Raw genomic sequence first — 21625 nt, forward strand, 5'->3', positions numbered from 1 at the left:
TGGGCGGTGCCACAGCGGGCCCGGCACCATGTCGACCATGGCCGAGACCCTGCTCGTCACCGGTGCCGCCGGGCGGATCGGCGGCATGCTCCGCCCCCGCCTGGTCCGCGCCGACCGCACGCTGCGCCTGCTCGACGTCGTCGCGATCGACGACCCGACCGACCGCGAGGAGGTGGTGACGGCGTCGGTGACCGACCTCGACGCCCTCACGGAGGCGTGCCGGGGCGCCGCTGCCGTGGTGCACCTCGGCGGGATCAGCGGCGAGGCGGCGTGGAGCGAGATCCTCGAGGTCAACATCGGCGGCACGTTCACCGTGCTCGAGGCGGCCCGGCGCGCCGGCGTCCCGCGCGTGGTCTTCGCCAGCAGCAACCACGCCGTCGGGTTCCACCCCGCGGTCGATCCGGTGCCCGACGACCTGCCGCCGCGCCCGGACACTCTCTACGGCGTCTCCAAGGTGACCGGCGAGGCGCTGGGCAGCCTCTACCACGACCGGTACGGGCTCGACGTGGTCTGCCTGCGCATCGGGACCTGCTTCGAGGAGCCGCCGGACGCCCGGGCGCTCGCGACGTGGCTCTCGCCCGACGACGTCGCGCGGCTCGTCGACGCGGCCGTCACCGTCCGGGCGCCCGGGTTCCGCGTGGTGTGGGGCGTCTCGGACAACACCCGGCGGCGGTGGTCGCTGACCGCCGCCGCCGAGCTGGGGTACCGGTCGGGCGACGACGCCGAGGTCTTCGCCGACCGGGACCTGCCCACCGATCCGTGGACCGACGCGTTCGTCGGGGGCGGCTTCTGCGGCCCCCGGTACGACGAGCCGGGGATCTAGCGCCCGATCGGGTGCTCCTCGAGGAACCCGGCGACGATCTTGTGCACGTCGTCGGGACGCTCGACGTGCATCCCGTGGCTCGACCCGGGCCCGGTGACGAGCTCGTAGCGGGCACCGGGGATCGCGTCGGCCACCTTCTTCGCCTGCCACGGCGGGGTCAGCAGGTCCTGCTCGCCGACCACGACGAGCGTCGGGGCGGTGATCGAGGGGAGGCGGTCGAGCGTGTCGTGCGCGAGGTCGGCGTCCCACTGCTCGACGGTCACCTGCATCTGCGCCTCGTCCTGCGGGAAGAACGGGAGCATCGGCTCGAGCATCGAGGCGAAGTCGGGGTGGTCGAGCAGCTGCGGGGAGAACGCGATGCCGGCCGAGCCGAGCGCGGCGTCCATGTCGCGGTGGACGTAGGGCGTCCTGAGCGCGGTGAGCACGGCCCGCTGGAACCCGTCACTGCGGCCCCACGTGCCGTACATGACGGCGGTGGCCACCTGGTCGGGGTGCGCGAGCGCCATCTCCTGCGCCATCGCCGACCCGAGCGACCACCCGACCACGTGGGCCCTCGGGATCTGCAGGGCCTCCAGCAGGGCGGAGGCGTCCTCGGCCAGCGAGGCGACGGTGATCGCCCCGTCCCCGCGGTCGCTGCCGCCGAGGCCGCGGTTGTCGAAGGCGATCACCTGGTGGGTCTGCGCGAGGCGGGGGGCCATCTCGGCCCACAGCCCGAGGGACCCGGAGGTCCCCATGGCGAGCAGCAACGGCTCGCCGTCACCGGTGATCTCGTAGTTCAGGGTGACGCCGGTGCGGACGGAAACCTGGGGCACGGGTGCTCCTCTCGGGGTGGGGGTGACTAGCGGTACTGCAGGCCGTCGTCGAGGTCGGCCTCGGGCAGCACGGCGCGGTCGTGGGAGTACTCGTGCATGTGCGTCCACGGCTCGCGGTCGCCCTGCTTGAACAGGCGGTCCTGGGAGCGCTGGACGTAGCCGGGGTTGAAGTTGTCGAGGTCGCTCCACGGCAGCAGCGGCATGTCCGCGTCCTCGCTGCGCAGCTCCGGCACGACGATGCGCGCGCCGCGCTCGGCCATGTGCTGCTGGATCCGTGTGACGAGGTCGGTGATCAGGTCGACGCGCAGCGTCCAGCTGTGGCGGAAGTAGCCGAAGGCGTAGGCCATGTTCGGGACGCCGCTGATCATCGTCCCGCGCCAGGTGACCCGCTGGGAGAAGTCGACCGCCTCGCCGTCGACGGCGAAGGGGATGTCGCCGAACACCGAGAGGTTGAACCCGGTGGCGGTGACGACGATGTCGGCCTCGATCTCCTCACCGGACGCCAGCCGGACGCCGGTGGCGGTGAACTCCTCGATCTTGTCGGTCTCCACCGACGCCTTCCCGTCCCGCATGGCCTCGAAGAAGTCGCCGTCGGGCACGAAGGCGATCCGCTGCTGCCACGGCCGGTACGCCGGGGTGAAGTGCTTCTCGATGTCGGTGCCCTCGGGCAGCAGCGGCATGATGGCGTCGAGCAGGAACGCGTGCAGCTGGTCGGGGTCCTCCTTGCCGACGGTGGCGAGCCAGTCGAGCTGCACCGTGTAGGCGCGCCGGAGGATCTCGTGGGTCCACTCGGGCGGCAGGTCCAGCGGCTCGAGCTGCGTCGACAGCTCGTGGACGGTCGGGTTGGGGAACCAGTACGACGGCGAGCGCTGCAGCATCGTCACGTGCTCCGCGGTCTTCGCCATGGCGGGGACGAGCGTCGCCGCGGTCGCCCCGGAACCGATGATCAGGACCCGTTTGCCCGTGTGGTCGAGGTCGTCGGGCCAGGTCTGGGGGTGCACCATGACGCCCTCGTACCGCTCGGTCCCGGGCCACTCGGGGATGTAGGGCTCCTCGTGGTTGTAGTAGCCCTGGCACATCCACAGGAACGACGCCGTGATCGCCAGCTGCTCGCCGGTGTCGCGGCGGGTGACCTCGGCGGTCCAGCGGGCGTCGTCGGACGACCAGCGCAGCGCCGTCACCTCGTGGTGGTAGCGGATGCGGTCGGCCAGCTCGTCCTCCTCGACGACCTCGTCGAGGTACTCACGGATCGCTCCACCGGCGGCGACGGACGGGCCGCGCCAGGGCTTGTGCCGGTAGCCGTAGGTGAACAGGTCGCTGTCCGAGCGCGCGCCCGGGAAGCGGTGGGTCCACCAGGTGCCGCCGTGGGAGTCCTGGGACTCGAGGATCAGCAGGCTGCGCTCGGGGAACTGCTCGCGCAGCCGGTGCGCGGCACCGAGACCGGAGATGCCGGCCCCGATGATCAGCACGTCGACGTGTTCCGGCTCGCCGTGCTGCTCGGTCTGCTCGGCGGTGGCGGTGAGGCTCATGAGCCGTCCTCCGGGTCGTCGTTGACGGGACGCCCCGACGGTAGGACGCGCGTCACACCCCCGGACTGTCCGAAGTTCGGACACCGCCAGGGGTTGCTCCCGTGCCCGCGATGTGTCCTAGTGCACATCGAGGGGTGGTACATGGCTGACGTCCTGGCACGACGACGGCTGCTCGCCTCCGCCCGCGCGGAGCTGCTGGAGCACCCGGACGTCGAGCTGCCCGGCATCCCCGGCCACGTGGTGGCCTCCTGGCGCCGCAGCCTCGCCCGGGGGGTCGACCCGGCGGTCGTCGGGAACGACTTCCACCCCGACCTCGACCTCGACTCCCGCCTGGTGCGCTGCGCCCGGCCCGTGATCTCGCGCCTGGCCGAGCAGGCCGCGGACGTGCCGGTATGTGTGGTGCTCACCGACGAGCGGGCGCGGCTGCTGGTGCGCCTGGACACCGCCGCGTCGATCGGGCGGGCCGCGGACGTCAACAACTTCGCCGAGGGCTTCTCCTACGACGAGGCCGCGGCCGGCACCAACGGGGTGGGCACGGTGCTCGAGTCGGGCGGGCCGGTCCACGTGGTGGGCGCCGAGCACTTCGTCGAGCGGCTGCACGACTACGCCTGCGCCGGCGCCCCGGTGCGCGACCCGGTCAGCGGGCGGATCGCCGGGGTCCTCGACGTCAGCTGCCGGGCGGAGCACTCGTCGCCGATCCTGCACTCCCTGGTCCGTGCGGCGGCCGCCGATATCCAGGACGCCCTGGTGCGCGACCGCGACCCCGGGTGGCAGGCGCTGCTCGACCTCTACACCCGCGTGGAGGCCCGCACCCGGCACGCGGTGCTCGCCGTCGGGCGGCGCACGGTGCTCGCGAACGCCGCGCTGCAGGCGCTGCTCGACCCCGAGGACCTCGCGGCCCTGCAGGACCACGCCCGGTTCCTCGGGCTGCGTCGCGGCGACGTCGACGACCACCCCGTGCTGCCGTCCGGGACGGTGGTCCGCGTGCGCGGCACGGCCGTCGCGGCCGGGGGCGACGCCGCGGGGGTCGTCGTGGTGGTGACGGTCCCGCGGGACGACGAGGTGGTCCGCCGCCGGGCCGCGCCCGACCCGCCGGGCGCGCCCGCCCCGCGCAGCCGGCTGCGCCGGCTCGACCGGGCCGAGCGCGACGCGATCGTCGAGGCCCTGCGCGAGTCGGGAGGCAACCGGGTGGCCGCGGCCGCGGCGCTGGGGCTCGCCCGCTCGACGCTCTACCGCAAGATCGGGCAGTACGGCATCGAGGCCTGAGCGCCTACGGTCGCGCCATGGACTTCCGCGAGTCCGAGGACCACCGCCTCGTCCGGGAGGCCGTCCGCGACCTCTGCCGGCGGTTCGACGACGACTACTGGGCCGGGTGCGAGCGCACCCACACCTTCCCGTGGGCGTTCTACGACGCCATGGCCGCCGGGGGCTGGATCGGCATCGCGATCCCCGAGGAGTACGGGGGCGGGGGGCAGGGGATCGAGGCCGCGTCGATCGTGCTGGAGGAGGTCGCGGCCTCGGGCGCGTGCATGAACGGCGCGAGCGCGGTCCACATGTCGATCTTCGGGATGCACCCGGTGGTCCTGTACGGCAGCGACGAGCTGCGCCGGCGCTACCTGCCGCGCATCGCCACGGGCGACCTGCACGTCGCGTTCGGGGTCACCGAGCCCGACGCCGGGCTCGACACCACCGCCATCACGACCCGCGCGGTCCGTGACGGGGACGTGTACCGCGTGACCGGGCGCAAGGTGTGGACCTCGAAGGCGCTGGAGTCCGAGCGGGTGCTGCTGCTGGTACGCACCACGCCCGTGTCCGAGTGCGCGACGCGGACCGACGGGCTCAGCCTGCTCATGGCCGACCTGCGCGACCCCGCCGTCACGATCACCCCGATCCCGAAGATGGGCCGCAACGCCGTCGCCTCGTGCGAGGTCGCCTACGACGGCCTCGAGGTCTCCGTCGACGACCTCGTCGGGGTGGAGGGGAACGGGTTCCGGCAGCTGCTCGACGGGCTGAACGCGGAACGGGTGCTCATCGCCGCGGAGGCGCTCGGGACGGGACGGGCGGCGCTGCGCCGCGCGGTCGCCTACGCGAAGGAGCGCCGGGTGTTCGGGCGCTCGATCGGCGCGAACCAGGCCGTCGCCCACCCGCTGGCCGAGGCGCACGCCCGGCTGCACGCGGCCGAGCTGGTGATCCGCGAGGCGGCGTGGACGCTCGACCGGGGCGAGCCCGCGGGGGAGGCGGCCAACACCGCGAAGTTCGTCGCCGCGGAGGCGGGGTTCTTCGCCGCGGACGTCGCGGTGCAGACCCACGGCGGGTTCGGCTACGCGGAGGAGTACCACGTGGAGCGCTACTTCCGGGAGTCGCGGCTGCAGCGGCTCGCCCCGCTGCCGCAGGCGATGGTGCTCAACTACCTGGCCCAGTCGGTGCTGGGGCTGGAGCGCTCCTACTGACCGCGCTCAGATCACGCCCCGCGCCGCGAGGTCGTCGAGCTCGGCGTCCGAGAGGCCCACGACCTCGGTGAGAACCTCGCGCGTGTGGGCGCCGAGCTCGGGGCCGAGGTGGTCGATCCGCCCCTCGACGCCGGAGAGCCGGGGGACCGGTGCCTGCACCAGCAGGCTGCCGAGCTGTTCGTCGGGAATGCGCCGGAACACCTCGCGGGCGACCATCTGCTCGTCGGCGACGAGGTCGGTGACGTCGTAGACCGGGGCCGCGGCGATCTCGGCGGCCTCGAACACCGCCATCGCCTCCTCCAGGTTCTGTTGCCGGACCCAGTCGGCCACGATCGCGTCGACCTCGCCGGCGCGGGCGAGGCGGCGCTGGGCGTCGGCGAAGTCGGGGTCCTCGGCGAGCTCGGGACGCCCGATCGCGCGGAACACCCGCAGGGCGACGGTGGGGGCGCTGCCGGACATCGCGATCCAGCGGTCGTCGGCGGTGCGGTAGGTGTTGCGCGGCGCGGAGATGTCCCACTTGTTGCCCGCGCGGTGCGGGACGACGCCGGTCTGGTCCCAGGTGAGCACCGACTGCTCGAGGATGCGCGCCAGCGGGTCGAGCAGGTTGACGTCGATCAGCCGGCCGCCCGCGCCGCGGGTGTCGCGGTCGTAGAGGGCGGTCATCACCGCGAACGCGGCGTGCAGCGAGGCGACGCTGTCGGCCAGCATGAAGGCGGGCAGCGTCGGCGGTCCGTCGACCTCGCCGGTCATGTGCGCGAAGCCGCTCATGGCCTCGCCGAGGGTGCCGAAGCCGGGGCGCTCGCTCTTGGGGCCGGTGAGGCCGAACCCGGTGACGTGCAGCATGACCAGCCGCGGGTTGACCGCGGCCAGGCGCTCGTGGTCGAGGCCCCAGCGCCGCAGGGTCTGCGGGCGGGTGTTCGCGACGACGACGTCGCAGCCGGCCGCGAGCCGGCGGGTCAGGTCCTGGCCGTCGGGGGTGCGCAGGTCGACCGTCACCGAGCGCTTGTTGCGCCCGAGGCTCTTCCACATCAGCCCGACGCCGTCGCGCTGCGCGCCCCAGCCGCGGATCGCGTCGCCGACGCCCGGGGGCTCGAGCTTGATGACGTCGGCCCCGAACTCGCCGAGGTAGGTGGCCGCCAACGGGCCGGCGGCGAGCGAGGCCATGTCGAGGACGCGCAGGCCGTCCAGCGGGAGCTCAGGCACGGAGGCGCTCCGGACGCGGCAGACCGGCGGTCTCGCGCGGCGTCGTGCCGAGGTCCGGCGTGGCCGCCGGGTGGCGCCACGACCCGGAGGACACCGAGGACATCGGCCGGAAGCGGCGCACGCGACGTCTCCCTCGACGGGTGAGGACCCGATGGATCCGTGGGGTGGGAGCCGATCATGCCCTGACCCCGCTGACGTGTGTGCGTGCGTTCCCGTGCCCCGGCACGGAAACGCACGCACGAGAGCGGAGCTCGAAGGCCCTACCCTGACCGGTCGGCGGCGGTCGAGGAGGCTGACGTGCCACCGGAGGAGTTCCTGGAGACCGGCATCGACTTCGAGCGGGCGAACGCCGCGCGCATGTACGACTACATGCTCGGCGGCGCCCACAACTTCGAGGTCGACCGCGCGATGGTCGCCGCGGCCGTGGCCGCGAACCCCGGGATCGTCACCGCCGCCCGGGCCAACCGCGACTTCCTCGGCCGGGTCGTCCAGCGGTGTGTCGAGCTCGGTGTCGACCAGTTCCTCGACCTCGGGTCGGGGGTTCCGACCGCGGGCAACGTCCACGAGATCGCGCAGCGGCACGACCCGCATGCCCGCGTGGCCTACGTCGACTTCGAGCCCGTCGCGGTCGCCCACGCCACCGAACTGATCGGCGGTCTCGACACCGTCAGCATCACCCGCGCCGACATCCGCGACCCGGGGAGCGTCCTGCGGGCACCCGGGGTGGCCGGGCTGCTCGACTTCTCCCGCCCGGTGGCGCTGCTGGCCATGACGATCCTGCACTTCGTCGACGACGACGCCGCCGGGCTCCTCGGCCGGTACCGCCGCGCGCTCGTTCCGGGGAGCGTCGTCGCCCTCAGCCACGCCAGCGACGACCAGGACGACCCCGCCGTCGGGGACGCGATGCGCGCCGGGGCCGAGACGTACCGCTCCAGCGCCACGCCCATCACCCTGCGAAGCCGCGCCGAGCTGCGCGCCCTGCTCGACGGTCTCGACCTGGCCGAGCCCGGGATCGTCGACGTCACCGACTGGCCCGGGCCCTCCGCGGCGCCCCCGGTCGGCGGCTACGGCGCCTTCGCCACCGTCCCCGGCTGAGTCACGGCGCTCCCGCGAGGACCGCGGTGGCCAGCGCGACCGCGGCCGGGGTGGGGTCGTCCGCGGCCTCGCGCAGCCAGGCGGCGAGCGCGGGCGCGACCGCCGGGGACATCGTCAGGATCCAGGGCGCGCTGCGGGAGCGGGCCTCGGCGACGTGCTCGGTGCGGCCGTCGTCGTCGGCGACGATCTCCGGGCGCGTCGCGAGGAGGCCCCGCGCCGTCCAGCGGCCGGGCGGGGCCTGCCGGGCCAGCCGCTCGACCTCGTCGGCCGCGCGGCGCAGCAGGTCGCCGGTCACGCCGTGCCCTCGACCGTCCCGCCGTCCTCGAGCCGCAGCGGCGGCAGCGACCGCTCGATCTGCTCGCGGTCGGGCTCGAGCCACGGCGGGAGCTTGAGGTGGCGGCCCAGCTCGAGCAGCGGCTCGTCGACGTCGAAGCCGGGCTGGTCGGTCGCGATCTCGAAGAGCACCCCGCCGGGCTCGCGGAAGTAGATCGAGGTGAAGTACTGGCGGTCGAGGATCGGGGTGACCTCGAGACCCGCGTCGACGAGCTGCTGGCGCCAGCGCTCCTGGGTCTCGCCGTCGGGGGCTCGGAAGGCGACGTGGTGCACGGTGCCGCCGGCCTGCAGGCCCCGCGCGTCGTCGGCCGTGGCGGCCACGTCGAGCACCGTGCCGGGGGAGTCGGAGCCCATCGCGAAGCGGGAGCGCCCGCCGCCGCCCTCGCCCGTCATGCCGAGCAGCCCGGTGAGCAGCGAGGCGGTGGGGTCGAGCTCGCGCTCGGTGAGCGTCACGGAGTGCAGCCCGCGCACCGCGTGCTCGACGGGGATGCCGGCGGCCCCGTCCCACCCCGAGCGGGTGTCGCCGGGGGCGGCGACGAGGTCGATCACGAGGCCGTCGGGGTCGCGCAGCGTCAGGACCTCCTCGTCGCGCCCGGCGGTCTCCCGGTCGCGGGGGCCCTCGACGAGGTCGACGTCGTGCCCGGCGAGGTGCTGCTGCCACCAGCCCATCGAGTCCGGCGGGACGGCGAAGGCCGTGGCCGTCGTCAGGCCGGTGCCCTGCCGCCCGCGCTCGATGTCGGGCCACGGGAAGAAGGTCAGCAGCGTCGACGGCCGGCCCGCCTCGTCGCCGTAGTAGAGGTGGTACCGGTCGGGGCTGTCGAAGTTCACGGTGGTCTTCACCAATCGCAGGCCGAGCACGCGCGTGTAGAAGTCGGCGTTGCGCTGCGGGTCCGAGGCGATCGCCGTGACGTGGTGCAGGCCGTGCGGCGCGAGGTCGGTCATGCAGGGGCGATACCCGATCGCGGGGCCGGACGGTGTGATCAGGGTCGCGGCGTGACGAGGTCGGCGTGGTGCGCGGCCGCCACGTCGGGGTGGGCGCGCAGCCGGGCCTTCAGCATGTTCTCGCCGAAGGTCCCGGAGATGACGTTGTCGGGGTCCCGGTCGACCCCGCGCGCCCGGGCCGCGAGCTCGGGCGGCAGCGCGACGCGGGGCACCGTGGAGTCGAGCGCGGGGTTGAAGAAGAACGGGATCGAGAGCCGGGTCTCGCCCTCGGGCGGGGACACCACGCGGTGCACGGTGGCCCGGAGGTAGCCGTCGGTGGCGACCTCGAGGAGCTCCCCGATGTTCACGACGAACGCGCCGGGCACCACCGGGACGTCGAGCCACCCGCCGTCGTGCTCGACCTGCAGGCCGCCCTTCCCCGGCTCGACCATCAGCAGCGTCAGCACCCCCGGGTCCTTGTGGGCCCCGACCCCCTGGCCGCGCTCCTCGCGCCCGGGGTAGCGGACGAGCTTGATCAGCGTGGAGGGGCGGTCGCCGAACATCGCGTCGAAGTGGTCCTCGGGGGCGCCCAGCGACAGCGCCCAGGAGCGCATCAGCCGCCGCGCGACGACCTCGCAGCGCCGCTCCCAGTCGGTGAACACCGTCCGGAGGTCGGGCTGCGCCTCGGGCCAGAGGTTGGGGCCCTCGAGCCGCATGTAGTCCGGGGCCGCCGGGTCGGTCGACGCCTCGCGCTCGGCGGCGAGGTCGATCTGCTCGCGCCAGTCGACGCGGCCCCGGGTCAGCTCGCCGCCGGTGCGGGTGTAGCCGCGGAAGTGCGGGCTGCGCAGCATCTCGACCCGCTGCTTGTCCTCGTCGGGCAGGGCGAAGAACCGCCGCGCCTCGTCGAAGGCCCGCGCCGTGACCTCGTCGGGAATCCCGTGCCCGGTCAGCGAGAGGACGCCGTACTCGTGCATGGCGGCGCGCATCTCGTCGCGGAACCGGGCGGCCGCCTCCGGGCCGCGGTCGAGCATCGTCATGTCCAGAGGTGCCGGAGGCATGTGAGCACTATTTCGTGCCGGGGCACGGATTAGTGCTCACGGGCGCGGAGCGCACCTCCTAGATCCGCCGGCACCAGGCCTCGGCGAAGGTGTAGACCCCGAAGGCGACGAAGCCGAGGGCGACGGCCAGCAGCAGCAGCGGGCCGTAGGGCTGGGCGGCCAGGGCCGTGAGGGCCTGGTCGAGCCCCCCGGCGCGGGTGGCGTCGTCGGCGAGGGCGGCGACCCCGAACAGCACACCGACCACGGCGAAGGCCAGCGCGCGGGCGACGTGCCCGGCGACGCCGAGCACCTCGACGGGGCGGCGGAGGTGGTCGGGGAGCCGGTCGTAGTCGAGGTCGTCGGAGAAGTTCCTAGCGATGCCGGTGTAGGCGGTCGCACCCGCGACGACGAGCACCACGACGCCGACGGCCACCACGAGCAGCCGCCCGGCCGGCAGGGCCAGCAGGCCGCCGGTGGCGGCCTCGGAGCTCGCCGAGCTCGACCCGCCCGAGCCCACGAGGAGCCGGGCGCCCGCGAGCGCCACGCCGAGCACCGCGACGGTCTTGGCGCCCGCCCCCACGCGCTTGCGGAACCGGACCCCGCCCGAGGTCCAGCGGAAGCCGGCGGCGGCCGCCATGCCCTGCCACAGCGCGAAGGCCAGCAGCCCCACGACCAGCACCACGACGACCGCGACGCCCACGGGGTTCCCGAGGAGGCTGCCGAGGGCGCCCTGCTGGTCGGGCTGTCCGCCGCCCGCCACCGCGACGTGGACGGCGATCACGCCGATGAGCACGTGCACGAGCCCGTAGCCGACGAGGCCCACCCGGCCGAGGAGCTCCACGGCCCGGACGGGCGCCTCGCCCTCCCCGGCCGCGCCGAGGCCGACCACCTGCCCGTAGAGGCGGTGGCCGGCCTGCCCGGCGCGCTCGGAGAACGCCTCGCCGGCATCGTCCGCGTGCTCGGCGCGGCGCCCGGACGCGTCGGCCCGGTCCTCCGCGTCGGCGGTCGCCCGCGCGGCCCGCCGCTCGGTGGCGTTCGACGCCGCGTCCTCGCGGGAGGTGTCGGCCGCCGCCGCGTCACCCGTGTCCTGGTCGGCCGGCACGACCGGTCAGGACACGCTGACGTCGGCGCGGCGCGCGACGGCCGGGCTGGGACCGGGGTCGGTGTCCGACACGCCCCGGGTCTGCAGCCGGTCGCGGGCGACGCCGGCCGCGGCGAGCTCGTCGGCGACGACGGTCGCGCGCTGCTCGGAGAGCTGCTGCGGGTCGGGCGTGCCGGGGCCGCCGATGGGAGCGGCGTGGCCGGTCACCGCGACGCGGACCGTCGGGACGGTCCCGAGCTCCCGGGCGACCTGCCGCAGGCTCGCGGACCCGGAGTCGCTGAGCTGCGCGCTGTTCGGGCGGAAGCTGATCGGGTCGGCGGCGACGATCCGGTCGATGCGGGCCTGCAGCGCCGCGGGGTCGGTCGAGCCGGCCTGGCCCTGCGCGGCGCCGCCGGCACCCGGGGCGGCCGTCGAGCCGGGCTGGCCCGGGGCCGTGCCGGGGGCGCCACCGGCCGGGGGAGCACCGGCCGCGCCGGGAACTGCGCCGGCCGCACCGGCGGGAGGTGCACCCGCCGGGGGCCCTCCGGGTGCGCCGGGGGCCGCACCGGCCGCGCCTGCCGGGGCCCCGTTCGCCGGCGGGGCCGGGGGAGCGCCGGTGGTGCTGCCGGAGCCGCAGCGGCTCGCGAGCAGGGAGATCACGACGATCAGCACGATCGCCAGCAGGGCCAGCAGCAGCCACACCCACACGGGACGGCGGCGGCGCGCGGGGGCTCCGGCCGCTCCGGCCGCTCCGGCCGCACCGGGTCGCCGTTCGGGACTGCTCATGGGGGCTCCTCACGCCGGGGGAGGACACGATCCGGGGTGGCCGGAGGTGTCCGGGTAGGGCCCTGGTCTCGGGCCTGGTCGGCGCGCGGGCTGCCCTTGTCGTCGGGAATCCGAAACGCCGTACGCAGCGCAATCGCGTGGATCAGACGGAGTACCCGTGGGTAGCCGCGCTCTTCAGCCGCCGGCGAGGGCGGCACGGGCGAGGGGAGTGACGATGGCGGTGGACACCGCACAGCGGCAGCAGGAGGGTTCGGCGGGCCTGTACGGCAGCCGGACGGGAACGAACATGGCGGCCGCCGGGGCCGCGGAGCTCATCGGGACGGCGATCCTGGTGTTCGGCGGGACCGGGGTGGCGACGGCGGCGTCGCTGGCGCAGCCCGTGGCGGGAGCGGGGTACGACTCGCTCGCCACCCCGCTGGCCTTCGGCGTGGCGCTGCTCGCCGTCGTGGCCGCGATCGGCCACGTGTCGGGCGCGCACGTCAACCCGGCCGTGACGCTGGGCCTGGCGGTGACGCGGAAGTTCCCCTGGAAGTACGTGCCGGTCTACGTCGTCGCGCAGCTTGTCGGCGCGATCCTCGGCGCGCTCGGTACGTGGGTGGCCTTCGGCGCGCCGGGCCGCGACCGGGCGGCGCTCGCCTCGACCGTCCCCGCCGTGGGCGTCGGCCCGCTGCAGGCGCTCGTCGTCGAGGCCGTCGTGACCTTCATCCTCGTGTTCGTCGTCATCTCGGTGGCGACCGACGACCGCGTGGCCGACGCGGTCGCCCCGATCGCGGTCGGCGCGGCGCTGACCGTCGGGGTGTTCGTGGCCGGACCGGTCACCGGCGGCGCGGTCAACCCCGTGCGGGCGCTCGGCCCGATGATCGTCTCGGGGTCGTTCCCTTCGTGGTGGGTCTACCTGGTCGGCCCGATCGTCGGCGGCGTCGTGGCCGCCGTGATCTACGACCGCTTCGTGCGCAAGGCCGACAGCCCCTAGGGGTGCGCTGTGCGCCTGTGAGCACTACTCCGTGCCGAAGCACGGAATAGTGCTCACATGCCGCCGGCACCTCCTCCGCTCGTGCTCGACCTCGCCGGCACGTTCGCCTTCGCGCTCAACGGGGCGCTGACGGCGGTGCGGTCCGCGCGGCTCGACATCGTCGGGGTGGTGACCCTGGGGATGATCACCGCGCTGGGCGGCGGCATCCTGCGCGACGTCCTGCTCGGGGCGCTGCCGCCCGCGACGTTCAGCGACTGGCGCTACCTCGTGGTGGCCGCGGTGGGCGGGCTGGTCGCGTTCGTCCTCAGTGGGCGGCTCGACCGGCTCGCCACCCCGATCGCGGTGTTCGACGCCCTCGGTCTGAGCCTGTTCGCGGTGACCGGGGCGGGGCGCGCGATCGAGCTGGGCGCCGGGGTGGGGCAGGCGATCCTGCTCGGCGCGATCACCGCGGTGGGCGGGGGCACGCTGCGCGACGTGCTGGTCCGGCGGGTGCCGAGCGTGCTGAGCAGCGAGCTCTACGCGGTCCCGGCGCTCGTCGGGGCCGCCGTGGTGGTGCTGTCCGCGCGGTTCGGGGTCGGCGGCACGGTCTGGGCCCTCGTCGGGGCGGGGGCGTGCCTGGCGATCCGGCTGCTGGGGATCGGGTTCCGGCTGAACGCGCCGCGCACGGGTGGGCACTGACCCGCCGGCCAGTACCCACCCGGAGGTCAGCGCGCCAGCACGAACCCCTCGTAGTCCTTCTCCGCCACGTCGGCGAGCTGCCGGCGGTAGGCCCCGATCCCGGCCATGTAGAACATGACCGCGTTCTTCTTGCCCGGGATGTTCGCGCCGAAGATCCAGGAGTCGGCCTGGGGGAAGAGCGTCATGTCGGCGATCTCCTGACAGGTCGCGGTCCAGCCCTCCTCCGCCGCCTGCGTCGGCTCGACGGTGCGCACGCCCGACTCCTCGGCGGTCCGGACGAGGTCGGTGATCCACTCGACCTGCGCCTCGATCGACGGCGGCAGGTTGGTGAACGGGCCGTTCGGCCCGAGGATCATGAACATGTTCGGGAAGCCCGCCTTCGAGACGCCCAGGTAGCTCGTCGGGCCGTCGGTCCAGTGGTCGTCCACGTGCCGGCCGCCCCGCCCGCGCAGGTCCATCGCGCGGTAGTTGCCGTCGACGGCGTCGAAGCCGGTGGCGAAGACCAGCACGTCGAGCTCGTGGACGACGCCGTCGGCGGTGCGGACCCCCTCGGGGACGATCTCGGTGATCGGGTTCTCCTTGACCGACACCAGCTCCACGTCGTCGCGGTTGTAGGTCTCGTAGTAGCCCTGGTCGCACAGCGGCCGCTTGGCGTAGAGGTCGTCCGGGGTCAGCTTGCGGGCGGTCTCGGGGTCGTCGACCGCCTCGGCGATCTTGGAGCGGATGAACGCCGCGGCGGCCGCGTTGGCGTCCGGGTCGCTCGCGATGTCGGAGAACGTCCCGAACATGAACCGGAAGCCGTTGCCCTTGTCCCAGTTCTCCTGGAACACCCGGCGACGCTCCTCCTCCGTCACGCTCATCGCGGGGACGGTGCTCTCCTCGAAGCCGAAGGCGACGACGGAGTCGCGGACCTGGTCCCACGTCGCGGCGAAGCCCTGCTTGGCCTCGTCGACCTCGGCCTGCTCCACCGGGCGGTTGCCCGAGGGGACGACGTACTGCGGCGTGCGCTGGAAGACCGTGAGGTGGGCGGCCCGCGGGGCGGCGGCGGTGATGAACTGGACGCCGGTGGAGCCGGTGCCGATCACGCCGACGCGCTTCCCGGTGACGTCGAGGTCGTCGGGCCAGGCGTTGGTGTGCACCAGATCGCCGGCGAAGCTCTCGGCGCCCGGGATCGCGGGCATGTTGCTCCGCGCGAGCAGCCCGAGCGCGTTGACGAGGTAGCGGCAGGTCCGCGTGGTCCCGTCGGCGGTGGAGACGGTCCAGAGGTCGGTGTCCTCGTCGAACACCGCGCCGGTCACCTCGGTGTCGAGCTGGATGCTGCGGGCGAGGTCGTAGCGCTCGACGACGTGCTCGAGGTAGGCGAGGACGTCGGCCTGGTCGAGGTAGCGGCGGTTCCAGTTCCACTCCTGGAGCAGATCGGCGTCGAAGGAGTAGCGGTAGACGAAGCCCTCGGTGTCGGACTTGGCGCCGGGGTAGCGGTTGAAGTACCAGGTGCCGCCGACCCCGCCGCCCTTCTCGAAGGTCTGCACGCGCAGGCCGAGCTCGTCGCGCAGCGTGTGGGTCATGTAGATGCCGCCGAAGCCGGCTCCGATGACGACGGCATCGACGTCCGGGGTGGTGGTGGTGCTCACGGGGTCTCCTGACGGTGGTGGGGAAGGGGCGGCGTCAGCCGCGGTACCAGGCCGCGACGGCGGCGATCTCGGCGTCGGCCTCGGGCCCGTTGCCGGCGGAGAACGGGAAGACGTGCTGCATGTCGTCGACGACCGAGAGGGTCACGTCGACGCCCGCGGCACGCGCGTTCTCCGCGAGCCGGGTCGCGTTGTCGGCCAGCGACTCCGCGCCGCCGGCGTTCAGGTACAGCCGGGGCAGGCCGGACAGGTCGGCGTAGAGCGGGTTGGCCAGCGGCGTGCGCGGGTCGACCGCCCCGTCGGCCAGGACGCCGGCGATCATGCCCTCGAGCAGGGGGACCGTGATGAGCGCGTCGGTCGCGTCGTTGGTCACCAGCGTCTCGCCGCGGTTCTCCATGTCGAGCCACGGGGAGAACGCGACGACCCCGCCGGGCAGCGGCCGGCCCTGCTCGCGCAGCGACAGCGCGATCGCGACCGCGAGGTTGCCCCCGGCCGAGTCGCCGATCGTCGTGATGGCGGTCGGAGCGATCCCACGCTCGATCAGCGCGAGGAAGGCCGCGACGCCGTCCTGCACCTGCGCCGGGTGCGGGTGCTCGGGGGCGCGGCGGTAGTCCAGGACGAAGGCGGTGACCCCGAGCGCCTTCGCCAGGTGCCCGGCGAGCTTGCGGTGGCTGGCCGCCGAGCCGACGGCGAAGCCGCCGCCGTGGGTGTACAGCAGGACCCGCGTGGTGTCCGCCCCGATCGGCAGCGTCCAGATCCCGGGGACCCCGCCGACGGTGTCCTCGCGGTAGGTGACGTCCTCCGGCTCGCGGGTGGGCTGGTGCCACTCGTCGAAGATGCTGCGGAAGAGCCTCGTCGTGAGGCCGGGCGTGGTCGCGATGATCTCCGACCAGTCGGCGTAGAGGGCGCGGAGCGCCTCGGCCCCCGCCGAGATGGTCTGTGGCGCCGTCGTCATGGTGTCCTCCGTGTCGTTGTGACCTGGACCTCACGGTGACGGCGGGGCACCATCGGTGGGGTGTTCCGTTCTGGAACGCCTCCCGGGGCGGTGCCGGGAGCGACGATCGGCGGGTGACGACGATGTCGCGGACCGACCGGCTGCCGGCCCTGTCGCCGAGGGAGCACGCGCGGGTGCGGCGCAGCCGCGAGACGCTCGTCGGCGGGGGTCTGCTCGACGTCCCGCCGGGCAGCACCGGGGTGCCGGACGTCATCGAGCAGAGCTGGCGGCGCTGCGCGGGCGAGGGCGTGCCGGTGGCCCCCGACCGGATCGACCATCGCGAGCCCGACGACGAATCACCGCTGCGGCGGGCGGCGGCGCCGGTGCTCGAGCGCCTGCGGCGGAGCCTCACCGACGTCCCCGTGGCGATGGTGCTCTCCGACGCGAGCGGCCGGATCGTCGCGCGCCACGTCGACGTCCGCCGCCAGCGCACGCAGATGGACCGGGCGAACGCGGCCGAGGGCTTCGACTTCTCCGAGCACTCGATCGGCACGAACGGCATCGGGACGGTGCTCGTCGAGCGGCGCCCGGTCCTCGTCCGCGGCCCCGAGCACTACAACGCCGAGCTGGAGAGCCTGACCTGCGCGGGCACCCCGATCCTCGAGCCGTTCACCGGCCGGGTGGTCGGCTCGTTCTCGCTGGCCTGCTCCACCCGCGACGTGCACCCGCTGATGACCGCCCTCGCCGGGGACGTCGGGCGGCAGATCGAGGCGGCCCTGCTCGACCAGGCCGGAGCGCGGCGCCGGCGGCTCGTCGAGGCCCACCTGGCCGTCGACGCGGCGAGCGGCCCCGCTCTCGTCGTCGACGCCGAGACCGTGCTGGCCAACCGCCCGGGCCTGGCCCACGTCGGCCCCGACCTGCACCCCGTGCTCTGGCGCCACCTCTGCGAGCACGGCCACGACCGGCCGCGGCGGATGCGGGTGCCGCTCTCCGACGGGTTCCACGACGCACTCGTCGAACCGGTGGCCGACGGCGACCGGCCCGCGTTCAGCCTCCGCCTCCTGCCCGACGAGGTCGCGCCCCGCACCCGGACGATCGCCGCCGTGGCCCGGGAGCCCCTGCACCACGACCCCGGGGTGGGCCGGCATCTCGAGGCCGCGCTCGCGCACGGCGAGGTCGTCGCCCTCGTCGGGCCGGGCGGGTCGGGGAAGCTGCACACCGCCCGCGCGGTGCTGCGCCGGCGGGGCGCGGCCGACCCCCTCGTCGTCGAACCCCACCTCGACCCGGAGTGGTTCGCGGACGCGCGGGACGCCGTCACCGCCGGTCGGGGTCTCGTCGTGCGGCGCCTGCACGAGCGCCCGTCCCCCTCGGCCGCCCGGCTGCAGGCCCTGCTCGAGGGCGGCGGCCCGGTGGTGCTCACCGCCGACCTCGACGCCGCCGACGACGCCCTCGTCGGGCTCGTCCGGCGGCTCGCGACGACCGTGGCGCTCCCGGCCCTCGCCCACTCCCGCGAGCACCTGCCCGCGCTGGTGCGCGCGATGGTCGCGGACGGCCCGCGCTTCTCCCCGGCCGCGTGGGACCGCCTGCTCGCCTGGCACTGGCCCGGCAACCTCGCCGAGCTGCACACGACGATCGCCGCGCTGGCCCGCCGGGCCGGCGGCGGCCTCGTCGGGACGGAGGACCTTCCCGACGAGCTCCGCGGGTCCGGCCGGGTGCGGGGCCTGCTGGAGTCGGCCGAGCGCGACGCGGTGGCCGAGGCGCTGCGGGCCGCGGGCGGCAACCGCACCCGCGCGGCGGCCGCGCTCGGGATCGGCCGGAACACGCTCTACCGCAAGATGCGGGAGTTCGGGCTGAGGGGGCCGACGGCCTCGTGAGCACTGATCCGTGTCCGGACACGGATCAGTGCTCACAAGCCGGAGGCTCCCCGCATCAGCTCCGCCTGCTCCCGGCTGCTGCGGTGCGCGGGCCGCGTGTCGTCGAGGAACTCCACGAGCAGCTCGGTGAAGCGCACCGGGTCGTCGGCGTGGGGGAAGTGCCCGGCCCCCTCGAACAGCTCGAGCCGGCTGCCGGGGATCAGCGTGTGGGCGCGATGCGCGTGGGCGACCGGGATCATCGAGTCGGCGGTGCCCCAGACGATCAGCGTCGGCAGCCCCTCGGTGAGGTAGAGGCGCTCGGTGGCACGGACGCGCTGCCCGCCGGGGTCGAGGACGCTGCGCGCGGTGTGCAGGAACGCCTGCCGGTGCACCGGGTCGGTGAGCGAGACGAACGAGCGGGCGGACTCGCCGACGGAGCCCTTCCAGATCTTCCGCGGCAGGACCTGCGCGACGTTGCCGACGGCGTCGACGACGTGCCGGTTCGTCAGCATCGGCAGCACCCACTCGGCGCCGGGCAGGGTGGCCGCGCGCAGGACCGGGCTGACCTCGCGACCGAGCCCGCCGGAGGAGACCAGCACCAGCCGGTCGCAGTGCTCGGGGAACTGCAGCGCGAACTGCTGCACCACCCCGCCGCCGAGGGAGTGCCCGACGATGGAGGCGTGCTCGTAGCCGAGCACGGCGAGCAGGTCGCGGATGCCGGTCGCGTAGCCGCCGAGCGAGTAGTCGGCCCAGGGGGCGGACGAGGACCCGTGGCCCACGAGATCGGGCACGATCACGTGCCGGCCGTCGCGGCGGCGCGCCAGCTCGGCGAGCACCGGCTGCCACGTCGCGGCACTGCCGGCGATGCCGTGCACCAGCACCACCACGTCGCCGTCGGGGTGCGTCCACGGGTCGTCGTGCCCGTCGGGGACGTGGTCGGCCGGGATCGACTCCCAGAACCCGACGCTCTCGCCGTGCACCGTGACCGTGCGCCGACGGGTCCGGCGTCCGGGGGTGGTCGTGGTCTCGAGCTCCATACCCTGGGGTTCCCGCCGCGGACGCCGGGTGCCCCTTCCGGACGACGGTTCCTGGTCACTCCGGTGGGTGTGACCCACCAGGCCTCCGGCCGGGGCCCGGCGGACGTCTCCCGCCCGGATCGCGCCGGTGTGGCGGCAGGGTGCTCGCCCGGCGAGCACCCTGCCGCACTCCTCGTGATCACGCCCCGGTGCGGGCCCCCGACCTCCACCGGAGAGCCGCGATCACGACGACGGCCGCCGCGGCCCCGAGGGCGAGGCCCCGGGCGGACGGCAGCCGCGTGCGTGCCGCGAGGGTCCAGGCGGACCGGTCGAGCACCACGTGGCTGCTCCCGGTCACCAGCGAACCGAGCCGGCTCGTGCGGGCGGGGTCGATGGTCGCCACCCGACCGCGCGGGCCGTGCAGCTCGGCGCGGACCCCGGCGTCGGCGAGCCGGTCGGCGAACGAGTGGCCCGCGCCCCGCCCCGCCGCGGCGACCACCACGGCGGGGTCGGTCACGGTCATACGCACGTGCTCGCCCGACCCGACGAGGTGTCCCGAGGTCCGGCGACCGGCCGCGTCGGTGACCTCGAGGACGAGGTCGACGGCGACGTCGGGACGGCCGGGGGTGCTCACGCCTGACGGCCGAGCGAGCCCGCGTCGTCGTTGTCGCTAGTGCGGATGCGGATCGTGCCGCTCATCTTCCAGGTCGCCCGGGGCGACTCGGGGCCCGTCGTCTGGGGGACCTCGACGGTCATGTCGTCGAGGACGTACTCGATCGTGGCGCCCTTGCCCGTGAGGAACGTCCACAGCTCGTGGCCGAACTCGCGGATGTCGGTGGGGCGCGACGTGGTGCTGCTGGTCATGGGAGACCCCTGACTGCTCGTGCGGCGGAGGGCCCGACATCACGCACGAGGGCGGACCGGGTCCCGGGAGCGGCCGGGTCCGGGGCAGCACGTCCCGGATCGGCGCGGCCGTCCGGGCCGAAACCCGGCGATCGAGGTCGCCTTCGGCACGATCGTCCGGATCACCGTGACTGCGGGTGCTCCGGTGCCGTCCGGGTGTGCCACCATCGTTGCCGGTCGACCCCTCGGCCACGCCCGGGCACGGGCGCGCCACCACGGCCCTGCCCTCCGTGCCCACCACGAGCGACTGATCGGGGAACGAGCCCGTGCCACCCGAGCAGTCCCGCCGTCCTGCCGTGGTGTCGGGTCGGCCGGTCCTGTCGGCCGCCGAGGTGGGCGGCTCGCGGTGGTCCGCCCCGTGGGCCGGGGTGCTGGCCGCGGTGATCGACCGGGCGCACCTCGCCACGGGGGACGAGATCTCCGAGATCGTGGACGACGCCGTCGCCGCGGTCGGGATGACCGCCGAGGTGCTGATGGTGAACCTGGCGCAGCAGTCGCTGCTGTCGGTGCGCCCGCTGACCACCCAGCGGATCGACGTCGACGGCACCCTCGCCGGGCGCTCCTTCCAGCACAGCGAGTCGCTGATCGGCACCGATCCCGGCGGTCACCGCCTCCTCTGGGTGCCGTCGCTCGACGGGACCGAACGGGTCGGGGTCCTCGGCCTCACCCTGCACGACGACGTGGTGGACGACGAGGAGTTCCGGGCCTGCTGCTGGTCGTTGGCCGGGCTGGTGGGGCACGTCGTCATGGCCAAGCTCGCCTACAGCGACCGGTTGCGGCGCCTGCGCTGCGACGGCGACCTCAGCACCGCCGCGGAGATGCTGTGGCAGCTGGTGCCGCCGCGCACGTTCGCCACCGAGCGGGTGGTGGTCACCGGGCTGCTCGAGCCGTGGGACCGGGTGGCCGGCGACGCCTACGACTACGCGATCGACGACCACGTCGTCGACCTCGCGGTCTACGACGGCGTGGGGCACGACCTGTCGGCCGGGCTCGCGACCACGCTGGCCGTGACGGGCGTGCGCAACGCCCGCCGCCGCGCGCAGCCCGAGTCCGTCGACCTCGTCGAGCTCGCCACCCGCACCGACGACCTGCTGGCCGAGCGGCCCGGCCCGGTCCGCTTCGTCACCGCCGTGCTCGCCCGCCTCGACACCCGGACCGGGATGCTCGACTACCTCGTGGCCGGGCACCCGCCGCCGCTGCTGGTCCGCGGGGGCCACATCGTCAAGGAGCTCGACACCGTCATCGGGCCGCCGCTGGGCATCCTGCCCCGGGAGGGTCACCGCCGGACCGGCCTCCGCGAGCAGCTCGAGCCGGGCGACCGGCTGCTGTTCTACTCCGACGGCATCGTCGAGGCCCGGGACGCGACGGGCAGCTTCTTCGGGGTGGAGCGGCTCGTCGACTTCACCGAGCGGGCGGAGCTCTCGCGGCTCTCGGCCCCGGAGACGCTGCGCCGCCTCGCCGCCGCGGTGCTCGCCCACCAGGGCGACCGGCTCCAGGACGACGCGACCCTGCTCATGGTCGACTGGTTCGCCGATTCCCACGAGCGGCTCCTGCCCTCGCGGATCTGACG

At 74.7% G+C, this 21625-nt stretch carries 22 protein-coding genes; 8 read left to right on the plus strand and 14 right to left on the minus strand.

Translation table 11 applies throughout. The features are described 5' to 3' along the window. The first annotated feature begins 37 nt into the window (after positions 1-37). Entirely contained in the window at positions 38-823 is a 786-nt protein-coding gene (locus ACFPBZ_RS06025; protein ID WP_378035109.1) for an NAD-dependent epimerase/dehydratase family protein, read from the plus strand. Here the strand turns inward: ACFPBZ_RS06025 and ACFPBZ_RS06030 are convergent. Further along, on the minus strand, positions 820-1635 hold the full coding sequence (locus ACFPBZ_RS06030) for an alpha/beta fold hydrolase (protein WP_378035110.1): 816 nt from the start codon (positions 1633-1635) through the stop codon (positions 820-822). The two genes, ACFPBZ_RS06025 and ACFPBZ_RS06030, sit on opposite strands and share 4 nt — an antisense overlap. A gap of 26 nt (positions 1636-1661) precedes the next feature. Then, positions 1662-3164, minus strand: a complete 1503-nt coding sequence (locus ACFPBZ_RS06035; RefSeq protein WP_378035111.1) for a flavin-containing monooxygenase — start codon at positions 3162-3164, stop codon at positions 1662-1664. Between the two features lie 141 nt (positions 3165-3305). Between ACFPBZ_RS06035 and ACFPBZ_RS06040 the strand changes: the two genes are divergently transcribed. Next, entirely contained in the window at positions 3306-4430 is a 1125-nt protein-coding gene (locus tag ACFPBZ_RS06040; protein WP_378035112.1) for a helix-turn-helix domain-containing protein, read from the plus strand. Between the two features lie 17 nt (positions 4431-4447). Beyond that, positions 4448-5614, plus strand: coding sequence for an acyl-CoA dehydrogenase family protein (locus ACFPBZ_RS06045; RefSeq protein WP_378035113.1), 1167 nt, complete (start codon positions 4448-4450; stop codon positions 5612-5614). A gap of 6 nt (positions 5615-5620) precedes the next feature. Here the strand turns inward: ACFPBZ_RS06045 and ACFPBZ_RS06050 are convergent, their stop codons facing one another. Further along, complete coding sequence (locus ACFPBZ_RS06050) at positions 5621-6817, minus strand: CaiB/BaiF CoA transferase family protein (RefSeq protein WP_378035114.1); 1197 nt, start codon at positions 6815-6817, stop codon at positions 5621-5623. After that, positions 6810-6938, minus strand: a complete 129-nt coding sequence (locus ACFPBZ_RS06055) for a hypothetical protein (protein ID WP_378035115.1) — start codon at positions 6936-6938, stop codon at positions 6810-6812. The genes ACFPBZ_RS06050 and ACFPBZ_RS06055 overlap by 8 nt, the downstream gene beginning before the upstream one ends. Positions 6939-7114: 176 nt before the next feature. Here ACFPBZ_RS06055 and ACFPBZ_RS06060 point away from each other — a divergent pair, with 176 nt between their 5' ends. After that, entirely contained in the window at positions 7115-7912 is a 798-nt protein-coding gene (locus tag ACFPBZ_RS06060) for an SAM-dependent methyltransferase (protein ID WP_378035116.1), read from the plus strand. A gap of 1 nt (position 7913) precedes the next feature. Here the strand turns inward: ACFPBZ_RS06060 and ACFPBZ_RS06065 are convergent, their stop codons facing one another. From ACFPBZ_RS06065 to ACFPBZ_RS06085, 5 genes are read right to left on the minus strand one after another with little or no spacing between them, the layout of a single operon-like run. Then, positions 7914-8207 carry a hypothetical protein gene (locus ACFPBZ_RS06065; RefSeq protein ID WP_378035117.1) on the minus strand — a complete coding sequence of 98 codons (294 nt, stop codon included), beginning with the start codon at positions 8205-8207 and terminating at the stop codon, positions 7914-7916. Then, positions 8204-9187 (minus strand): ring-cleaving dioxygenase, encoded by a 984-nt coding sequence (locus tag ACFPBZ_RS06070; protein ID WP_378035118.1) that lies wholly within the window; start codon positions 9185-9187, stop codon positions 8204-8206. The genes ACFPBZ_RS06065 and ACFPBZ_RS06070 overlap by 4 nt, the downstream gene beginning before the upstream one ends. A gap of 38 nt (positions 9188-9225) precedes the next feature. Continuing rightward, a complete protein-coding gene (locus ACFPBZ_RS06075; protein WP_378035119.1) occupies positions 9226-10224 on the minus strand; it encodes an isopenicillin N synthase family dioxygenase in 999 nt (332 codons plus the stop codon). Between the two features lie 58 nt (positions 10225-10282). After that, entirely contained in the window at positions 10283-11305 is a 1023-nt protein-coding gene (locus ACFPBZ_RS06080; protein WP_378035120.1) for a DUF1206 domain-containing protein, read from the minus strand. Between the two features lie 6 nt (positions 11306-11311). Next, a complete protein-coding gene (locus ACFPBZ_RS06085) occupies positions 11312-12070 on the minus strand; it encodes an OmpA family protein (protein WP_378035121.1) in 759 nt (252 codons plus the stop codon). A 220-nt stretch (positions 12071-12290) separates the two neighbouring features. Between ACFPBZ_RS06085 and ACFPBZ_RS06090 the strand changes: the two genes are divergently transcribed. After that, entirely contained in the window at positions 12291-13043 is a 753-nt protein-coding gene (locus ACFPBZ_RS06090; RefSeq protein ID WP_378035122.1) for an MIP/aquaporin family protein, read from the plus strand. A gap of 57 nt (positions 13044-13100) precedes the next feature. After that, positions 13101-13721, plus strand: coding sequence for a trimeric intracellular cation channel family protein (locus tag ACFPBZ_RS06095; protein WP_378035123.1), 621 nt, complete (start codon positions 13101-13103; stop codon positions 13719-13721). 26 nt (positions 13722-13747) lie between these two features. Here the strand turns inward: ACFPBZ_RS06095 and ACFPBZ_RS06100 are convergent, their stop codons facing one another. Together ACFPBZ_RS06100 and ACFPBZ_RS06105 are read right to left on the minus strand one after the other, a co-directional pair. After that, positions 13748-15352 carry a flavin-containing monooxygenase gene (locus ACFPBZ_RS06100; RefSeq protein ID WP_378035124.1) on the minus strand — a complete coding sequence of 535 codons (1605 nt, stop codon included), beginning with the start codon at positions 15350-15352 and terminating at the stop codon, positions 13748-13750. 34 nt (positions 15353-15386) lie between these two features. Further along, complete coding sequence (locus tag ACFPBZ_RS06105) at positions 15387-16304, minus strand: alpha/beta hydrolase (protein WP_378035125.1); 918 nt, start codon at positions 16302-16304, stop codon at positions 15387-15389. A 122-nt stretch (positions 16305-16426) separates the two neighbouring features. Here ACFPBZ_RS06105 and ACFPBZ_RS06110 point away from each other — a divergent pair, with 122 nt between their 5' ends. Beyond that, on the plus strand, positions 16427-18157 hold the full coding sequence (locus ACFPBZ_RS06110) for a sigma-54-dependent Fis family transcriptional regulator (RefSeq protein WP_378035343.1): 1731 nt from the start codon (positions 16427-16429) through the stop codon (positions 18155-18157). A gap of 32 nt (positions 18158-18189) precedes the next feature. On the opposite strand, the gene ACFPBZ_RS06115 is transcribed toward ACFPBZ_RS06110, so the two are convergent. From ACFPBZ_RS06115 to ACFPBZ_RS06125, 3 genes are all read right to left on the minus strand, one after another. Continuing rightward, the gene (locus ACFPBZ_RS06115; protein ID WP_378035126.1) at positions 18190-19173 is read right to left on the minus strand and encodes an alpha/beta fold hydrolase; all 984 of its coding nucleotides are present in this window, start codon (positions 19171-19173) and stop codon (positions 18190-18192) included. 178 nt (positions 19174-19351) lie between these two features. Continuing rightward, positions 19352-19786 carry a hypothetical protein gene (locus tag ACFPBZ_RS06120; protein WP_378035127.1) on the minus strand — a complete coding sequence of 145 codons (435 nt, stop codon included), beginning with the start codon at positions 19784-19786 and terminating at the stop codon, positions 19352-19354. Then, a complete protein-coding gene (locus ACFPBZ_RS06125; RefSeq protein ID WP_378035128.1) occupies positions 19783-20016 on the minus strand; it encodes a hypothetical protein in 234 nt (77 codons plus the stop codon). The genes ACFPBZ_RS06120 and ACFPBZ_RS06125 overlap by 4 nt, the downstream gene beginning before the upstream one ends. A 305-nt stretch (positions 20017-20321) precedes the next feature. Between ACFPBZ_RS06125 and ACFPBZ_RS06130 the strand changes: the two genes are divergently transcribed. After that, positions 20322-21623 carry a PP2C family protein-serine/threonine phosphatase gene (locus tag ACFPBZ_RS06130; protein WP_378035129.1) on the plus strand — a complete coding sequence of 434 codons (1302 nt, stop codon included), beginning with the start codon at positions 20322-20324 and terminating at the stop codon, positions 21621-21623. Positions 21624-21625 lie beyond the last annotated feature (2 nt).

The organism is Actinomycetospora atypica (assembly GCF_042653685.1).
In the GTDB taxonomy this organism is placed as follows: Bacteria; Actinomycetota; Actinomycetes; order Mycobacteriales; family Pseudonocardiaceae; genus Actinomycetospora; species Actinomycetospora atypica.